Annotated in this window: 15 protein-coding genes; 12 read left to right on the top strand and 3 right to left on the bottom strand. The window is 44.1% G+C overall.

Annotated features, from left to right (window positions below; translation table 11 throughout):
* Position 1 precedes the first annotated feature (1 nt).
* Genes E7Z59_RS01350 through E7Z59_RS01340 form a run of 3 tightly spaced genes read left to right on the top strand, consistent with a single transcriptional unit; the run spans position 2 to position 4,333 of the window.
* Positions 2–1,375 (top strand): quinol:cytochrome C oxidoreductase, encoded by a 1,374-nt coding sequence (locus E7Z59_RS01350; protein WP_136334495.1) that lies wholly within the window; start codon positions 2–4, stop codon positions 1,373–1,375.
* A 32-nt stretch (positions 1,376–1,407) separates the two neighbouring features.
* Positions 1,408–2,469, top strand: a complete 1,062-nt coding sequence (locus E7Z59_RS01345) for a cytochrome c oxidase subunit II (protein WP_136334494.1) — start codon at positions 1,408–1,410, stop codon at positions 2,467–2,469.
* A gap of 40 nt (positions 2,470–2,509) precedes the next feature.
* Positions 2,510–4,333: a cytochrome c oxidase subunit I gene (locus tag E7Z59_RS01340; RefSeq protein WP_136334493.1), complete on the top strand. Its 1,824-nt coding sequence runs from the start codon at positions 2,510–2,512 to the stop codon at positions 4,331–4,333.
* A gap of 543 nt (positions 4,334–4,876) precedes the next feature.
* On the opposite strand, the gene ahcY is transcribed toward E7Z59_RS01340, so the two are convergent.
* Positions 4,877–6,193 carry an adenosylhomocysteinase gene (gene ahcY, locus E7Z59_RS01335; RefSeq protein WP_136334492.1) on the bottom strand — a complete coding sequence of 439 codons (1,317 nt, stop codon included), beginning with the start codon at positions 6,191–6,193 and terminating at the stop codon, positions 4,877–4,879.
* A gap of 109 nt (positions 6,194–6,302) precedes the next feature.
* Here ahcY and E7Z59_RS01330 point away from each other — a divergent pair, with 109 nt between their 5' ends.
* The 7 genes from E7Z59_RS01330 to E7Z59_RS01300 all read left to right on the top strand — a co-directional run bounded on the left by E7Z59_RS01330 (position 6,303) and on the right by E7Z59_RS01300 (position 11,923).
* A complete protein-coding gene (locus E7Z59_RS01330; protein WP_136334491.1) occupies positions 6,303–6,926 on the top strand; it encodes a 4'-phosphopantetheinyl transferase family protein in 624 nt (207 codons plus the stop codon).
* Between the two features lie 16 nt (positions 6,927–6,942).
* Positions 6,943–7,203 carry a YkoF family thiamine/hydroxymethylpyrimidine-binding protein gene (locus E7Z59_RS01325; RefSeq protein WP_136334490.1) on the top strand — a complete coding sequence of 87 codons (261 nt, stop codon included), beginning with the start codon at positions 6,943–6,945 and terminating at the stop codon, positions 7,201–7,203.
* Complete coding sequence (gene pnuC, locus E7Z59_RS01320) at positions 7,187–7,825, top strand: nicotinamide riboside transporter PnuC (protein WP_136334489.1); 639 nt, start codon at positions 7,187–7,189, stop codon at positions 7,823–7,825. Before E7Z59_RS01325 ends, pnuC begins: the two co-directional genes overlap by 17 nt.
* Entirely contained in the window at positions 7,780–8,397 is a 618-nt protein-coding gene (locus tag E7Z59_RS01315) for an AAA family ATPase (protein WP_136334488.1), read from the top strand. The genes pnuC and E7Z59_RS01315 overlap by 46 nt, the downstream gene beginning before the upstream one ends.
* Positions 8,339–9,901, top strand: coding sequence for a DUF4301 family protein (locus E7Z59_RS01310; RefSeq protein WP_136334487.1), 1,563 nt, complete (start codon positions 8,339–8,341; stop codon positions 9,899–9,901). Before E7Z59_RS01315 ends, E7Z59_RS01310 begins: the two co-directional genes overlap by 59 nt.
* A gap of 221 nt (positions 9,902–10,122) precedes the next feature.
* The gene (locus tag E7Z59_RS01305) at positions 10,123–10,431 is read left to right on the top strand and encodes a hypothetical protein (protein WP_136334486.1); all 309 of its coding nucleotides are present in this window, start codon (positions 10,123–10,125) and stop codon (positions 10,429–10,431) included.
* A gap of 127 nt (positions 10,432–10,558) precedes the next feature.
* Positions 10,559–11,923 (top strand): sigma-54-dependent transcriptional regulator, encoded by a 1,365-nt coding sequence (locus tag E7Z59_RS01300; RefSeq protein ID WP_136334485.1) that lies wholly within the window; start codon positions 10,559–10,561, stop codon positions 11,921–11,923.
* On the opposite strand, the gene E7Z59_RS01295 is transcribed toward E7Z59_RS01300, so the two are convergent.
* Positions 11,920–14,361 carry a hybrid sensor histidine kinase/response regulator gene (locus tag E7Z59_RS01295; RefSeq protein ID WP_136334484.1) on the bottom strand — a complete coding sequence of 814 codons (2,442 nt, stop codon included), beginning with the start codon at positions 14,359–14,361 and terminating at the stop codon, positions 11,920–11,922. The genes E7Z59_RS01300 and E7Z59_RS01295 overlap by 4 nt on opposite strands.
* A 290-nt stretch (positions 14,362–14,651) precedes the next feature.
* Here E7Z59_RS01295 and E7Z59_RS01290 point away from each other — a divergent pair, with 290 nt between their 5' ends.
* The gene (locus E7Z59_RS01290) at positions 14,652–17,033 is read left to right on the top strand and encodes a TonB-dependent receptor (protein ID WP_136334483.1); all 2,382 of its coding nucleotides are present in this window, start codon (positions 14,652–14,654) and stop codon (positions 17,031–17,033) included.
* 52 nt (positions 17,034–17,085) lie between these two features.
* Here the strand turns inward: E7Z59_RS01290 and E7Z59_RS01285 are convergent, their stop codons facing one another.
* The gene (locus E7Z59_RS01285) at positions 17,086–17,535 is read right to left on the bottom strand and encodes a hypothetical protein (RefSeq protein WP_136334482.1); all 450 of its coding nucleotides are present in this window, start codon (positions 17,533–17,535) and stop codon (positions 17,086–17,088) included.
* Positions 17,536–17,647: 112 nt separating this feature from the next.
* Here E7Z59_RS01285 and greA point away from each other — a divergent pair, with 112 nt between their 5' ends.
* Entirely contained in the window at positions 17,648–18,121 is a 474-nt protein-coding gene (greA, locus tag E7Z59_RS01280) for a transcription elongation factor GreA (RefSeq protein ID WP_136334481.1), read from the top strand.
* The last annotated feature ends 60 nt before the right edge of the window (positions 18,122–18,181 follow it).

Below are 18,181 nucleotides of genomic sequence, written 5' to 3'. Positions count from 1 at the left end.
TATGTATACGTTTTCAAACAGATTAAGAACAGCAGCTTTCGTTTTAATGATAGTTGGTGCTCTTGGATTGGTGTACGGATTTTTTTCAGCTCCTTCTACAGAGGCAGAAGCCATGGCGATGGTAGCCGATGCACACCATGGAGATGATCACGGTGCCGCTACTCATGATGCCGGAGCTGCCGCAGAACACGGACAGGACGCTCATGAAGAAGCAGGACATGGTGAGGAGGCTCACGGTGAGGGAACTCACGCTGAAGAAGAGCATGGAACGAGCCATGGAGAACACCTTTTGCATCAATTGCAAAATAAACCATGGGCCGCCCTTTATGTAAGTGCATTTTTCTTTATGATGATCTCCTTAGGGGTGCTTGCTTTCTACGCGATCCAAAGAGCCGCACAGGCAGGATGGTCACCCGTACTGTTTCGCGTTATGGAAGGGATCACCGCATATTTATTACCGGGTGCCTTGATCGTTTTTGTGATCCTTGCACTTTCCGGATTCCATATGAATCACCTTTTTGTTTGGATGGACCCTGAAGTAGTTGCTCACGATGAGCTTATTCAGGGTAAAGCCGGGTACCTTAATGTACCTTTCTTCCTGATCAGAGCGTTGATCTATATTGGTGGATGGGCTGCTTACCAGTACTTCTCTCGTAAGTTCTCTATTGCCCAGGATACCGCCTCTGATGATAGTAACTTCAAAAAGAATTTCCGTATCTCTGCAGGATTCCTGGTATTCTTCCTGGTATCAGAATCAATGATGTCATGGGATTGGATCATGAGCGTAGATCCACACTGGTTCTCTACCCTGTTTGGATGGTACGTATTCGCCAGTATGTTCGTATCGGGTATTACCGTGATCGCAATGATCACTATTTACCTGAAATCAAAAGGATACCTGGAGTTCGTAAATGACAGCCATATTCATGACCTTGCCAAGTTCATGTTCGGGGTGAGTATCTTCTGGACCTACCTTTGGTTCTCTCAATTCATGCTGATCTGGTATTCGAACATTCCGGAAGAGGTTACTTATTTCGTGACCAGAATAGAGGACTATAAGCTTCCTTTCTTCGGAATGCTGGTTATGAATTTCATTTTCCCATTACTGATCCTTATGAACAGCGATTACAAACGTCTGAACTGGTTTGTGATCATGGCTGGAATTGTGATCCTTCTGGGGCACTATATTGATATCTTCAATATGATCATGCCTGCTACTGTTGGAGACCAATGGTTTATTGGTATCGCAGAGATCAGTGGTATATTGTTCTTTGCAGGCTTGTTTATCTTTGTGGTATTCAATGCCCTGACAAAGGCGCCTTTATTAGCGAAGAGAAACCCATATATAGAAGAAAGTAAGCACTTTCACTATTAATTAATAAATAAAACGAAAACGGGATATTTAAGATGACGGCTTTATTGATAATTATAGTACTAGTACTTGTAGCCATTGCGATCTGGCAGATGACGAAGATTTTCGAACTCTCTCAGGTCAAATCGGAAAAAAGTGAAGTAGCCAATGATCAGGATAACAAACTGAATGGTTACCTGATGTTTGGGTTCCTGGTATTTATTTACCTGCTTACTATTTTCTCATTCTGGAAATGGGGTGACAAAGTTTTAGGGACTCCGGCCTCTGCGCACGGATCAGAATACGACAACCTGATGTTCATATCTTTTGCCCTGATCTTTTTTGTGCAGATCATTACCCAGGCCCTGTTGCATTATTTTGCTTTTAAATATCGTGGCGAAAAAGGTAAAAAAGCCTTATTTTATGCAGACAACGATAAATTGGAATTCATCTGGACCATTATTCCTGTGATTACCCTGGCCGGTCTGATCCTTTACGGACTGTATACCTGGACAAATCTTATGGATATTGATGAAGAAGAAGGTGATCCGATTATTATCGAGTTGTACGCTCAGCAATTTAACTGGAAAGCCCGTTATGCCGGAGAGGATAATGTATTAGGAGGTGCTAACGTTCGTCTTATCGAAATTGATAAGAACAATGTGCTGGGAGTTGATGAATCAGATCCTTATGCCAAGGATGATATCATTTCTCAAACAGAACTTCACTTACCGGTAGGACGTAAGGTGATCTTTAAAATGCGTTCGCAGGACGTGCTTCACTCGGCTTATATGCCGCACTTCAGAGCGCAAATGAACTGTGTTCCCGGAATGATCACCCAGTTCTCGTTTACCCCAACGATTACTACTCAGGAAATGAGAGCAGATAAGGGTATTCAAGACAAGGTGCAGAACATAAACAAGCTAAGAGCAGATAGAAGAGCGAATGGAGAGGACGTAGATTCATGGGAGTTTGATTACGTATTGTTATGTAACAAGATCTGTGGATCATCGCACTACAATATGCAAATGAAGATTGTAGTGGAAGAGGAGGAAGAATTTAATGCGTGGCTGGAAGCTCAACAGACTTTTGGAGAGCAAATGGCCGCAGCTCAGTAATTAGCTATTTAAAAGAAAAAAATTAAACGATTTAAAGATTATGTCAGCAACAGCAGTAAACGCACAAGCAGAAGATCACGCGCACGATCACGGGCATCATCATAAGGAGACATTCATTACCAAGTATATCTTTAGCCAGGATCACAAGATGATCTCTAAGCAATACCTGATCACCGGTTTGATCATGGGAGCTATCGGGATCGCGATGTCTTTGCTTTTCAGAATGCAATTAGCCTGGCCGGGAGAGTCTTTCAAGGTTTTTGAAGTACTTCTTGGAGATTGGGCCCCTGAAGGGGTTATGGACCCGAATATCTACCTTGCACTGGTAACCATTCACGGTACCATCATGGTGTTCTTCGTGTTAACAGCAGGTTTAAGTGGTACTTTCAGTAACCTGTTAATTCCATTACAGATCGGAGCAAGAGATATGGCCTCCGGATTCCTGAACATGGTATCTTACTGGCTATTCTTCCTGTCTTCTATCATCATGGTTATCTCATTGTTCGTGGAAGCTGGTCCTGCCGCTGCAGGTTGGACGATCTATCCTCCATTGAGTGCCTTGCCACAGGCCCAGGGCGGATCAGGTATGGGAATGACCCTTTGGTTGGTGTCTATGGCGATCTTTATTGCTTCTTCCCTGCTTGGATCACTGAACTATATCGTAACTGTATTGAACCTTAGAACCAAGGGAATGACAATGACTCGTCTTCCTTTAACTATCTGGGCGTTCTTTATCACGGCAATCATCGGGGTTGTTTCTTTCCCTGTGCTGCTTTCAGCTGCCTTATTGTTGATCATGGACCGTAGTTTCGGAACTTCTTTCTTCCTGTCTGATATCTTTATTCAGGGAGAGGCGCTGCACTACCAGGGGGGATCTCCGGTATTGTTCGAGCACCTGTTCTGGTTCCTTGGTCACCCTGAGGTATACATCGTATTACTTCCTGCCCTTGGAATCACCTCAGAAGTGATCGCAACGAATGCCAGAAAGCCGATCTTTGGTTACCGCGCAATGGTAGCTTCGATCCTTGCTATCGCATTCCTTTCAACCATCGTATGGGGTCACCATATGTTCGTGTCAGGTATGAACCCATTCCTTGGATCAGTATTTACCTTTACAACCCTGCTTATCGCGATTCCTTCTGCGGTAAAAGCATTTAACTATATCACCACCCTGTGGAAGGGTAACCTGCAGATGAACCCTGCCATGTTATTCTCTATCGGTCTGGTATCTACCTTCATCACCGGAGGTCTTACAGGGATCATTCTTGGAGACAGTGCTCTTGATATTAACGTACACGATACGTATTTCGTAGTAGCACACTTCCACCTGGTAATGGGTATTTCTGCACTTTACGGACTTTTTGCCGGGGTATACCACTGGTTCCCTAAGATGTTTGGTAGAATGTTGAACAAAAATCTTGGTTATGCACACTTCTGGATCACAGCGATCTGTGCTTACGGGGTATTCTTCCCAATGCACTTTGTAGGTATGGCCGGGGTACCAAGACGTTATTACACCAATACGGCTTTCCCAATGTTTGACGACCTTACAGACGTACAGGTAGTAATGACCGTATTTGCGATCATCGCCGGTTTTGCTCAGCTGCTTTTCGTATACAACTTCGTAAGAAGTATGTTCTACGGACAGAAAGCTCCTCAGAACCCATGGAACTCTACCACCCTTGAATGGACTACTCCTGTAGAGCATATGCACGGTAACTGGCCTGGAGAGATTCCACACGTACACCGTTGGGCTTATGATTACTCTAAGACCAGAGAAGATGGGGAATATGTTATCCCTGGACAGGATTTCGTGCCTCAGGTAGTTCCGCTTCAGGAAAACGAAGAAGAATTGAATCACTAAAAAGTGAATCAGATATAATAAAAAAAGGGCCTCCAGACGGAGGCCTTTTTTTGTTATGAGGTTACGAGGTAATGAAGTTATGTGATGGAGCCTTCCAGTAATTAATCCGTTTCGAAAACGTAATAATCCCCTCCTTTCTAAGGAGGGGTGGCAGCGCCTCGGCGCTGACGGGGTGGTTCTTAAGGGAGAGGAGATGTTACTTCTGTAAAACTTCGGCGAAGAAGCCCTCCCCTCCGCGCAAAGCGCGGTATCCCCTCCCAAGGGGAGGGGAATTCGATTCCAAAATGGCTGTTTTTAGCGAACCTGCCTGGCGGCAGCCAGGGGGGCCAGCCGGCGCGCTGGGTAGACGGGGTGGTTTTGAGGGGGAGGGCTTCTTATTCAGCAGTAAATTTAGTGCTCAAATACGGGAGATCGCCACGTTGGCCCAAAGGGCGGCCTCGCGAAGACATCAGCATTATAACCGCATAACGGCATAACTGTATAACCCTATAACTAAAAAAAGCCCCGCACTAGCGGGGCTTTTACTTCTATACTGATCGTTCTCTAGTAACGATAATATTCCGGTTTGAAAGGTCCTTCAACCTCTACCCCGATATACTCAGCCTGGTCCTGACGAAGTTCGGTAAGTTCTACACCGATCTTTTCCAGGTGAAGTTTCGCTACCTTCTCATCAAGGTGTTTCGGAAGCATATAAACCTCGTTCTTATACTTTTCTGAGTAATTCCAGAGTTCGATCTGAGCCAGGGTCTGGTTCGTAAATGAGTTACTCATCACAAAACTTGGGTGTCCTGTGGCACATCCAAGGTTCACCAGGCGCCCTTCTGCAAGCAGAATGATGTCATTACCATTCACGGTATATTTATCAACCTGAGGCTTTATATTTACATGTGTATTACCATGGTTTTCTTTTAACCATGCAACGTCGATCTCATTATCAAAGTGCCCTATATTACAAACGATGGTCTTGTCTTTCATCGCTTCGAAGTGCTCTCCTCTTACGATATCCTTGTTTCCTGTGGTGGTGATTACAATATCAGCCTTGCCTATAACTGTTTCCAGGCGTTTTACCTCGTACCCGTCCATAGCGGCCTGAAGGGCACAAATCGGATCGATCTCAGTTACGGTTACAATAGAACCGGCGCCACGGAAGGAAGCGGCAGTACCTTTTCCAACATCACCATAACCGCATACCACAACACGTTTTCCGGCAAGCATAACATCGGTTGCTCTTCTGATGGCATCAACAGCACTCTCGCGACATCCGTATTTGTTGTCAAATTTTGACTTGGTCACAGAATCGTTCACATTGATAGCCGGCATAGGCAGGGTACCTTTTTTCATGCGCTCATAAAGTCTGTGAACCCCTGTAGTGGTTTCTTCTGAAAGTCCTTTGATTCCGGCCGTTAATTCCGGGTATTGATCCAATACCATATTGGTCAGGTCGCCTCCGTCATCAAGGATCATATTTAAAGGTCTGCGATCTTCACCAAAGAAAAGGGTTTGCTCTATACACCAGTCAAACTCTTCTTCGGTCATGTTCTTCCAGGCGTACACAGGGATACCGGCTGCTGCAATAGCGGCCGCTGCGTGATCCTGGGTAGAGAATATATTACAGGAACTCCAGGTTACCTCCGCTCCAAGAGCTACAAGGGTCTCGATAAGAACCGCAGTTTGGATGGTCATATGTAAACACCCTGCAATTCGTGCTCCTTTAAGGGGTTGTGCGTCTTTGTATTCCTCTCGCAAGGACATTAATCCCGGCATTTCAGCTTCAGCAAGCTCGATCTCTTTTCGACCATATTCGGCAAGACTGATGTCTTTTACTTTGTACGGCACGTAAGGAATAGTTTTGGTACTCATATTACTTTGTTATTTTTACGTTCATTTACAGGGCAGTGAAGTGCAGAAAATGCAAGGCTTCCCCTAAAATTTTACCCGGGCAAAGGTACACAATAACTTTAAGAATTTAATGCCTCTTTATAAAACAATAACAGTAAACGAGCACACTAAGGTCCTGATTTGGAAGATAGAAGAGGAGGTGGAAACTCTTGAAAAAGATGTCGTGCTGACCTCCAATTGCAGAGAGCGTCTCTCGCACATGAAGTCAGAGATCCATCAACGTGGGTTCCTCAGTGTACGTCATCTGCTTAAGGCGGCCGGCTATGATGCCCGTCAGTTGTATTATAACGACCTGGGCAGACCCCATCTCACCGACGGCCGTCATATATCGATCACCCATTCTTTTATTTTCTCCGGCATTATTGTCAGCGATGAACCTGTAGGTATTGATATAGAAAAACAACGAGAAAAGATTGGGCGTATTGCCGATAAGTTTGTTGATTATGAATATGCCTTTCTCGATAAAACACAGGTAAGAGACCTCACCGTAGTATGGTGTATAAAAGAAAGCCTGTACAAGCTTTTTGCCACCGAAGGATTGAGCTTTAAAGACCATACCCGTGTAATTCCGTTTGCCTTGAAACAAGGAAAGGCAAAAGCCTGGGTGAAATATCGTTCCCGTTCAGAAAAATACCGTCTTGAATTTATGGAATTCGACGGCTTTACAGCTGCCTGGGCCCTGGAGGACAAATAAAAAACGTAGTTAACATATGAAGATCTCTGTTGAATTAACCCTGACGCCTATACAGGACGATTATGAGCCTGCTATCATTAACCTGATCAAAAAATTGCGGGAATCAGGGCTCACCGTTATGGAAAATCCATTGAGTACACAGGTTTATGGAAACTATGACGAGGTTATGAGCGTTCTCAACCGGGAAATTAAAGAAGCTTTTGAAATGACAGAAAGGGGGCTTCTGTATATGAAGATCGTGAAATCGGACCGCAGTACCTATGAACCACATTTTTAATTTGCTCTTTGAGCCCTACCTCGAAGTTCCTGTTCACCTGGTTGTGCTGGAGGCCATTGCCGTCATTTTCGGATTTCTCAGCGTGATATATTCCAAAAGAGAGAACATTTTGGTATACCCAACAGGGATCATCTCGACGGCCATATTCGTCTATATTTTATGGTATTGGGGACTGCTGGGGGATATGCTGATAAACGGGTATTACTTTGTCATGAGCATCTATGGCTGGTATGTGTGGACAAGGAAAGTAGATCCTGATCATTTTACTCCTGTAACGGTAACCTCTCCCAAAGAACAGTTATGGTCGGTCTTCCTGTTTGTGGCAACCATGGGACTGGTGAGCCTGGTTTATGAATTGTTCGATAAATGGGATGGGTGGGTCTCTTATGTAGATGTGGTAACTACAGCTGTGTTTTTTGTCGGCATGTGGTTAATGGCCAGGAAAAAACTGGAAAACTGGATCTATTGGATCATTGGTGACCTGATCTCTGTGCCCCTGTATCTTTACAAAGGATTAACACTAACCAGCATTCAATATTTTATATTTACCATCATAGCGGTATATGGATACTTAGCATGGAGACAAAACTTGAACAAAAGCCCGGAGACCTTGTTAAGGTAGTATTGTACGGACCGGAATCGACCGGAAAGACAACGCTGGCCAGAAAATTGGCGGCCCATTACAGCACGGAATGGGTTCCTGAATATGCCAGAGAATATCTCCAGGAAAAATGGAACCGGGAACAAGAGGTTTGTCAGCCGGAAGACATTTTGCCCATCGCCAGGGGGCAAATGCAATTAGAGAACACCTTGGCCGAAACAGCCAATAAAGTTCTGATTCTCGATACCAATCTTTTAGTTACCAAGGTCTACTCTGAGGCTTATTACGATGGGTATGTAGACCCTTTGCTCGAAAAATATGCTGTAGAAAATAAATACCATTTATATTTGTTAACCTACATCGATACCCCCTGGGTAGCGGATGACCTTCGGGATCGTCCGGAGCAGCGGGAAGAGATGTTTCATCTTTTTAAGCAGGCGCTTAAGAAATACAAGAAACCCTTTGTAACGCTTGCGGGTGCAGAAGATGAACGATTTAATGAAGCTATCAACCTAATCGATAAACTAATAGAACATGATCAACTTACTGGAAGCCGACCTGCGACAAATAACAAGCCGGGGAATAAAACCTGAAAAGATCAAAGAGCAAATCGAGGTTTTTAAAAGGGGCATCCCTTTTGTGAATCTTGTAGCTGCCGCCACCATTGATCATGGTATTGAATTGGTTACCGCAGATCGCAAGGAACATTATATAAACCGGTATGAAAAGGAAAGAGATCAGTTGGATCTTTTAAAATTTGTTCCCGCTTCCGGAGCTGCAACGAGAATGTTTAAGGCCCTGTTTGAGTTTCTGAATGATTACAACCCGGAATCGGAAACCGTAAATGCCTATGTGAACAGGACCAATGCTCAGATCATTCGTACTTTTTTTGTGGGAGTAGAGAAGTTTCCTTTTTACCACGAATTGATGGAGGAAATGGAAAAGCGCTATCCCGATTATGTGAAGTTGTCTTATGACCATCAAAAGCATTTATTTGTCAAATTACTGCTTTCTGAAGATGGGTTCGATTTTGGTTCCTTTCCTAAAGGATTACTCCCTTTTCATCGCTATAAGACCAGGGCTTCCACCGCCTTTGAAGAGCACCTGTACGAGGCTGCCCTGTACAGTAGTGCGAAGGGTAAGGCAAGACTGCATTTTACCATTTCAGAGGAACACCTGAAGAAGTTTGAAAAAGAATTCAAAGACATCAGGAAAAGCGTGGAAGAAAAAACCGGGGTGAGTTTTGAGATCTCGTTCTCCTTCCAGAAGACCTCTACGGATACCATTGCGGTAACCCCCGATGACGACCCCTTCAGATTACAGAACGGCGATCTTTTATTTCGGCCCGGAGGGCATGGTGCCCTGATCGAAAACCTCAATGAACAAGATGCCGATCTGATCTTTATAAAGAACATTGACAATGTAGTGGTTTACAAGTTTAAACACGAAATGGCCGACTTCAAGAAAATGCTTGCCGGTAAACTTTTGGAGCTCAGAGAACAGGTGTACGCCTATTCTAAATTGCTGGATGAAACGGTTCCGGATGAAGCCACTATTGAAGAGATCAAAACATTTCTGTCTGAAAAGCTCAACGTTCGCATAAAACCAGATGTAAATAAATACAAGGAGATCTACCAGATAGAGTTTTTAAAAGAGAAGCTCGATGCTCCTATTCGCGTCTGTGGTATGGTACAGAATGAGGGTGAACCCGGAGGAGGACCATTCTGGACAAAGGACGAAAATGGGAATATCTCTCTGCAGATCATAGAATCGGCACAGATAGATGATAAAAGTAAATTCCAGCAAAAGATCTTTAAAGAGTCTACTCATTTTAACCCGGTTGATATTGTTTGCAGTATCCGAAATTATAAGGGAGAGAAATATGACCTCTTGAAATACATTGACCACAACCAGGCCTTTATAACCAATAAGACCAAAGAGGGGAAGGATCTGAAAGCCCTCGAGCTACCAGGACTATGGAATGGGGCCATGGCCCATTGGAACACCATATTTGTAGAGGTGCCTCTCATTACTTTTAATCCTGCCAAGACCGTGGTTGACCTTTTAAAACAACCGCATCAGGTAAGGGCACTCTAGGTTTGATGCTTCAGGTATACAGAAAACTGTGTAATTATTACACACTGTTCCCGCAAATTACACAGTGATCCTTTAGATCACATTTTTTGACAAAATTTCTAAAACCCTTGTAAAATAAGGCCTTTACAAGGGTTTTTTATGTTTTGGCATCAGTGTTTTTTCAAATGGTACGATAGTGGCAACATACTAATCAAACACGTTTAACTTAAAATAAAACAATCATGAAAAACCTAGTATTAGTTTCAGCTTTAGCTTTAGGAAGTTTTACTTCATTCGCGGCAACTCCCGTAATTTTCCACGATGGTATCTCTGAAGATATCTATATGGAAGTAGTACAGGAAGAATTTACTGAGATTGCCCACGATGAGGTACCTCAGGCAGTAAAAGATGCACTTGCCAATGACTATCCGGGAGCTGAGATCTCAAAAGCCTATGTAAACGAGGCTAATGAGTACAAGCTGGAAGTTACCATGGGTGAAGAAACAGCCACCCTCTATGCAAATGAAAATGGAGAGTGGATCCAAATGTAAAGTCTGCATATAGTAAGTTAGTTAGTTTGATTTAGAAAAAGGATGGGTTTGCCCATCCTTTTTTTTGTGTAATCACTTAAATAACAGATATTTACATGTATATTTTTATAGAGGCAAGCCATCATATATGCAAAGACTGCTGCTTATTGAAGATGATATCAATTTCTCCAGGATGTTTAAACAATTCCTGGAAAGACACGGTTATGCAGTAGATGCATGTACGAATGCTGAGGCGGCGTTTGAACACCTTACCTCAGAGTCTTACGACCTGGTATTTACTGATCTCAGACTGCCGGATGAAGACGGTATTCATATTCTGAGTCGTATAAAGGATCATCATCCGCACCTCCCGGTCATTTTAATGACCGGTTATGCCCAGGTGGCCTCGGCTGTTGAGGCCATGAAGAAAGGAGCTTTTGATTACATCTCGAAACCCTTCAATAAGGAAGAAGTCCTGGAAGTTCTTGGCAATGCCCTTAAAAAAGTGCCCGATACCGTGCCTGAAGTGCCAAACAAACAGTCTAATACTCCGGCTGCAGCAATTTTGGAAGACGCGGGTGAAAAGGTAAGAGGGATAAGCCAGGCATCAGAAAAGCTTAATGAATATGTTTCTCTGGTAGCTCCTACAGATATGTCGGTGCTGATCACCGGGGAAAGTGGTACCGGGAAGGAGGTGGTGGCGCAGCGTATTCACAATCTAAGTAAACGAAGAAATAAGCCCTTTGTACCGGTAGATTGCGGAGCCATTCCGAGAGAAATTGCGGGAAGCGAATTCTTCGGGCATTTAAAAGGATCGTTTACCGGTGCCGTCCAGGATAAAAAAGGTCATTTTGAAGAAGCTAATGGGGGTACCCTGTTTTTAGATGAGGTGGGTAATCTGCCCTATGAGGTGCAGGTACAACTACTGAGGGCCCTTCAGGAACGAAGGGTGAAGCCCATAGGTAGCAGTAAGGAACTTGAGGTGGATATCCGGGTGATCTCGGCCACCAATGAAGATCTTCAGGAGGCTGTAAAAGACGGCCGGTTCAGAGAAGACCTTTTTCACCGCCTTAATGAGTTCTCCGTCAGGGTGCCTTCTCTAATGGAGCGAAAAGAAGATATGATGATCTTTGCAGATCACTTCCTTCAACACTCCAATGCTCAATTAGAGAAATCAGTGGTTGGCTTCTCTGATGAGGTGATCAGGATCTTTCAGGAATACCATTGGCCTGGAAACCTCAGAGAACTTTTTAATATTGTCAAAAGAGCGGTCTTGCTATGCAGAAATGGCATCATTGGTAAAAAGGACCTTCCACAAGAGTTCATACAAATGGCCCTTGCCGACCATCAACCCGCCAGGTCTGCTTCCTTTTCGACAAAAGACCATGAACGCTCCCTTATTCTCAATGCGCTGAAAGAGGCTGATAACAATAAGACCAGAGCCGCAAAGATGCTTCAGATCACCCGAAAAACGCTCTACAACAAGATCAAGGAATACGATATAGATTCTTAGTGCTGTTTCAAAATTCCTGCCTTTAGTTCCAGGTATGCAGTCCTAAGCCCTTTTAATAAGACACCCATGCTTTCAGGATCTGAGGCCGTCTGCAGCTCGGCTTGTTCTAAGATCGCTACAATAGGTGTGGCATGGATCTGCCGGAACATGGTCTTCATTCGGTGAGCAAGATCAGCGATACCTTCATAATCTTCTTCTTCCAGCATTCTGTCTAATTTTTCCAGGTCATTTTCGGTTGTTTGCAAAAGGTTGTCCAACAACTCCCTGATGGCTTCCATATCATGATCAAGAAAGGTTTGGAGGTCATCGAGACGGTATAAGGCATTGTGCAATTCTTTCTTTTCTCTTTTAGGTTTTTTTAATACCTGAGGCTGCTTCCCTGAATAGATGCCCGCGATCACTTTCAGCAAGTGTGAGGGGGTGTAGGGTTTCAGAAGAAAGGCAGAAAAGCCGTTCGAGAGATATTTATCCGGATCCAGATCTTTTCGGCCTGACACTGCGATCACCGGTTGATCCTTATACCCGTATTCCTGTCCTGACCTCAGTAATTCAAGAAACCTGAACCCGTTCATACCCGGCAATTGAATGTCAGTGATAATCAGGTCGTAATCCAGCTCGGCGATCTTGTTCAATGCCAAGCTGGCTGAGGTAAACCGATGTACACCGGCCTTTTTAGAAACCAACCAGTCTTCCAGCATTTGCAGCAGTAAGGTATCATCATCAATAATGAGAACATTTTTGTTGGTGAGAACCTTTGCAGAATCAGCGCGATCACCCATTTTGGCTGTAAGGTTGCCGAATCTTGCCGGTAAGCAGAGAGTGAAGCGGCTGCCTTTTCCTTTTTCAGAATCCAGGGTGAGTTGACCGTCCAGTAATTGAGCTAGCTTCCAGGAGATGAATAATCCTAATCCGCTGCCTCCGAATCTCTTTTCATGTGAATCTTCTGCCTGGGTAAATTCCTGAAAGATCAATGGTTGCTTTTCCTTGGGAATCCCCATTCCGGTATCAGTCACCGAAATGGTTACCCTGTTGTTCTTTTCGTCATAACTGGTTTCAATACTGATACTTCCCTGATCGGTAAACTTATAGGCATTGCCCAGCAGGTTACTCAGTATTTGTTTGACCCTGAATGGATCACTGATCAGTTGCCCGGGTAAGGTTTCGTTAATCTTGTAGTTGAGGGTAATGGGCTTTTCCTTGTAAATGGCTTTTATACCTTCCGCAGTCTCCTCGATCACCCTGCCAAGATCAAAAGGAACCGGCTCTATGGTAACCTTGTCGGCTTCCAATTTGGTGTAATCCAACAGGTCATCAACCAATTTGGTGACGTAGGAAGAGGCGGTTTTTATTTTACCGGCGTAATAGGCTTCCCTGGGAGATTTCGTGTTTTCAGTCATGAGTTCGGTATAGCCCTGAATGGTATTCAAGGGGGTCCGCAGGTCATGACTCACCATAGAAATAAGTTGTTCCCGTCCTTTGAGTAAAGACTGGGTAGTTTGATTGGCCTTCTCCAGTCGTTCGCGGTATTGTTGATTCTTAAAGAAATCATTGAGGATGATCAAAGAGAACAGGATAACCAGGAGTATGCCGATTATGGCCGCCCAGGTTAAAACCCTGATACTTCGGTTGAGAACAGCCTGTCGCTGTGCGTTTGCATTACGGATATTTTCAAGCAACTCTGTTTCCAGGGTAGAAAGTATCTGCCGCAGCTGTTGAGATGTGGTCAGATCATTCTGTAGCAAAGCATTTTCTTTAACTGCAGCCGATAAACGCCTGCGGGCAGTTTCCTGCCTGATCTTTTCTAACAGACCCCTGGAGGCAATGACCATAGAATCGAGCACCTTTTCATCTACGGTGTTGGAGGAATCCCTTGGGATATATTCGTTATAGATATTGATCTGCTCTAAAAGAAGATTGCGCTTCTCCGGATCAAGGTTTGCCGGGTTCGGCACAAAGTCTTCGAGAGAGAGTCGTCCGAGGGTTTGTTCAATATTGGAAAATTTCTGGATGGCACGGTCAAGAGCAATGTCTGATGCCTTATCATTCCTGATCTGCCTCAGTTCAGCTATGTTGGTTACTTTTTGCTCCAAAAGTAATTTCACACTATCCAGCAAGGAACGTTGGATCTCATTTAAGGTGGAAGCTTTTAAGGAATCAATACCAATATTAATGGAATCATTTTTCTTTAGGTACGAAATGTATGGTTCTTCTTTATTAGATTGAATGGCTGAGCGGGCATAACTTTCACTCTCATACATCAGGGTAAGAAGTCCGCCTATTCGAAATACAATATTGTTCTCTGTATTATTACCCTCCTGGGCCCTGCTGAAAGAGTTGATCTCTGAATAGATGATCCACCCCACAGAAACGGTCAGTATCAGCAATATCAGGTAGCTGATCAGTACTTTTGCGGTAATATCTCTTTTAAGCCTGGCCATAAAACAAAGATAATCAGAGTATTAGCGCGTGATGTTATATTTTGTGAAAATTGTCTTTCCAATTGTGTTTTAGTTCTTAATTTTGCGTTGTCTCAAAAGGGGTGCCTCGAAAGTTTCCGAAGAGTATCGGAGGCCTAAAGGCTGAGATCATACCCATAGAACCTGGAACAGGTAATGCTGTTTAGGGAATCAAAGTGAAGATTCGCGGCCGGAATTTGATCTTTTGAAAATCAATTTTAAATATTAATAGTAAGAATAATGACCCCTTTTTATTCGTAAAATAATTACGAATGAAAATCATATTCTATTTTTTAGGGCTTTTTCTGGGAGTCCTTAGTTTAGTAAATGCCCAGGAATACCGTGTTTATGGTACCTTCAAGGATCAACTGGGCGAGCCGGTACCCGGAGTTACAGTAAAGGTGAGAAATACATCTTCGGGAACCACTACCGATACAGAGGGCGCCTGGGAGTTGTTTTTGGACAACGGAAATTATGAACTGGTGTTTTATTACTCTGCTCCAAAGCCTCTTTACAGGTCAATTACCGTAAACGAAACCACAAAGGTAGATGTACAGCTGGATGAAAAAGATGTGCTCCTCGATGAGGTCCTGGTTTCTGCCGTACGTGTAGATACAGAATCTCCGGTGAGTTATTCTGATCTCAGTGCAGAGGAATTTGCACCGAGAAACCTCGGACAGGACATCCCCATCTTAATGAATTATCTTCCAGGGGTGGTGACCACCTCTGATGCCGGGGCCGGGGTAGGTTATACCGGGATCCGCGTGAGGGGGAGCGATGCCACCAGGGTAAACGTGACCATTAACGGGATACCCTATAACGATGCAGAATCACAGGGTACCTTTTGGGTGAATCTTCCCGACTTTGCCTCGTCGGTAGAAAGTTTGCAGCTGCAACGGGGTGTAGGTACCTCAACCAATGGTGCCGGAGCCTTTGGGGCCAGTTTGAACCTGCTTACCGATGCCGTTAAGGAAGAGGCCTATGCCGAGGTATCGGCTACCGGAGGTAGTTTTAATACCTTGAGTACCAACCTGCGTTTTGGAACAGGCCTGATGAACGATCATGTGGAAATTTCAGGGCGTCTTTCACGTATACAATCAGACGGGTATATAGACCGGGCGAGTTCCGATCTGGAATCGTACTTTCTGCAAGGAGCCTATGTTGACGATAATACCCTTGTCAAAGCCCTGCTTTTCGGCGGACAGGAGGTAACCTACCAGGCATGGTACGGGATCGAAGACCCGGATATTCTTGAGAATAACAGAACCTTCAATATAGCCGGAGCTATTTATAATGACCAGGGCGAGATCGTTGATTTTTATGATAATGAGGTTGATAATTACAAGCAGGATCACGCCCAATTGCATTGGAGTGAGCAGTGGAGCCCCAACTTTAGTTCTAACCTGGCCCTGCATTATACCTACGGACGAGGATTTTTTGAGCAATACCGCCAGGATGATGATTTTGCCACCTATGGTTTTGACCCCCTGCAGGTAAACGGGGAGACGGTGAATACCACAGACCTGATAAGAAGAAGATGGCTTGACAACGACTTCTACGGGGCTACCTATTCTTTTCAATATAATAAAGATCGCCTTAGGGTGATCCTCGGTGGTGCCTGGAATAAATACGAAGGAGACCATTTCGGAGAGGTGATCTGGGCACAGTTTGCTTCTCAAAGCCAATACAAAGACCGCTATTATGACGATACCTCCCTGAAAACAGATTTTAACGTTTATGGAAAGATAAACTACCGCTTTGATAACGGGTTCGGGGTCTTCGGAGATCTGCAGTACCGAACGGTTAACTATCAGGCTAATGGAAATGAGACGGGATTGGTTGATGATACCTTTAACTTCTTCAACCCCAAGGTCGGACTTACCTACAGGCTGAATGAGGCCAATCAACTCTATGCTTCCTTTGCCAGGGCCAACCGGGAACCTAATCGAAACGACTATGAAAGCGGTAATCCGAAACCGGAACGGCTCAATGATTTCGAACTCGGATGGCGATACCGTTCAGATAAGTTCGAACTCAATTCCAATGTTTATTATATGAGGTATCAGGATCAGCTGGTACTTACCGGAGAGCTTAATGATGTAGGTGCTCCCCTTAGAAGAAATGTTGGCGATAGTTATCGACTCGGATTGGAGCTGGATGCAACAGTGCATTTTGGTGACCATTGGGCCATGCGTCCGAACCTTGCGATCAGTGATAACCGCAACCTGGATTACTTTTTCGAGAGAGATGGAGTGCTTCAGGATCTGGGCAATACCAATATTGCATACTCTCCAAACCTGATCGCCGGAAATATGCTGGGCTGGTATCCAGCAAAAGGACTTCAGGTTAATTTCCTTTCTAAATATGTGTCAGAACAATACCTGGGGAATATTGATGCAGAAAGTTCAAAACTGGATGATTATTTCATTAATGACCTTAACCTTCAGTATACCCTAAGCTCTGCAGGATTCTTTAAAGAGATCGTTTTTAGCGGTCTGGTGAACAATATTTTTGATGTAGAATACATCTCCAACGGGTATTTCTACACCTTTGATATTGATAACCCTGATGGTTCAGTAAGTACCCTTAGCGGTACAGGATATTACCCCCAGGCCGGGATCAATTTCCTGGTGGGGATGAATGTCAGATTTTGATCTAAAGTATCCCCAAGTAAAATAAAGGCCCTTTATCTTTTGGATAAGGGGCTTAATTGAATACGGTAACCACCGAACCCTGTACAGAGGCCCTGTAGTTCAAGAGGGGGTAAGGTCGCTGGTTTTCGGGAAATTCAGAAAGCAAAGCCCCGTTTACCAGGCTGTAAAGATAGTCGTCGCAATTGCAAACCGCCGTAATACCGTCAACCACCTTAAGCGTAGAGCAGCTGTTTGGAATATGGTTGGGGCAACTCGCTTCCCAGGCTAGATAGGTGCCGAAGCCCTGGTTGTAAACAATAATTCCTCTGATACCAATATTGCCACCTTCAATTAAAAGAGCACTGCCCGGGGTGTTAAGACTTCCGTATTGCGGAAGGTTGAGGTTGATGTCTATGCTGAATTGCGGTTCCGGTAAATACGGATTGCGCTCAGACGTATTGTTGCTGCACCCTGTACTAAGCAGAACAGTGAAGAATATTGCAATGATGAGGAGTCGTGACATGGGCGATTATTTGCGCCAAGTTACAAAAATATACGATGGGTAAAATTTTTGTATATTTGTGTAAATCCTCTTAGAGAAAAGGGGATTTTTTGTATTTATAAACCATGAAGCTATGAGTAACGTATCTTATTATACTGAAGAAGGCATAAAGAAATTAAGAGCAGAACTGGATCATCTCAAGAGCATTGAACGCCCTAAAGCTTCTCAGGCAATTGCCGAGGCAAGAGATAAAGGAGATCTTTCTGAAAATGCAGAATACGATGCAGCAAAAGAAGCCCAGGGACTATTGGAGATGCGTATAGCCAAGCTGGAAGAAACCCTGTCTAATGCCAGGGTGATCGATGAGTCTCAGTTAGATACTTCTAAAGTACTGGTACTGTCTAAAGTTAAAATTAAAAACCAGGCCAATGGCATGGAAATGACCTATACCCTGGTTGCAGAAAGTGAAGCCAACCTGAAAACCGGTAAGATTTCAGTGAATTCTCCTATCGGGAAAGGACTGCTGGGTAAATCGGTAGGTGATGTGGCCGAGATCAAGGTACCAAACGGAACCTTGAACTTTGAGATCCTTGAGATCAGCCGATGATCAGATAACATTTTAAGTATGATGAAAAAACCTCCATTATTCAGTGGAGGTTTTTTTATG

This window comes from Robertkochia marina (assembly GCF_004799345.1).
In the GTDB taxonomy this organism is placed as follows: domain Bacteria; phylum Bacteroidota; class Bacteroidia; order Flavobacteriales; family Flavobacteriaceae; genus Robertkochia; species Robertkochia marina.
The sequence above is the reverse complement of the archived record's forward strand: the minus strand, read 5'-3'. Positions and strand labels throughout refer to the sequence as shown.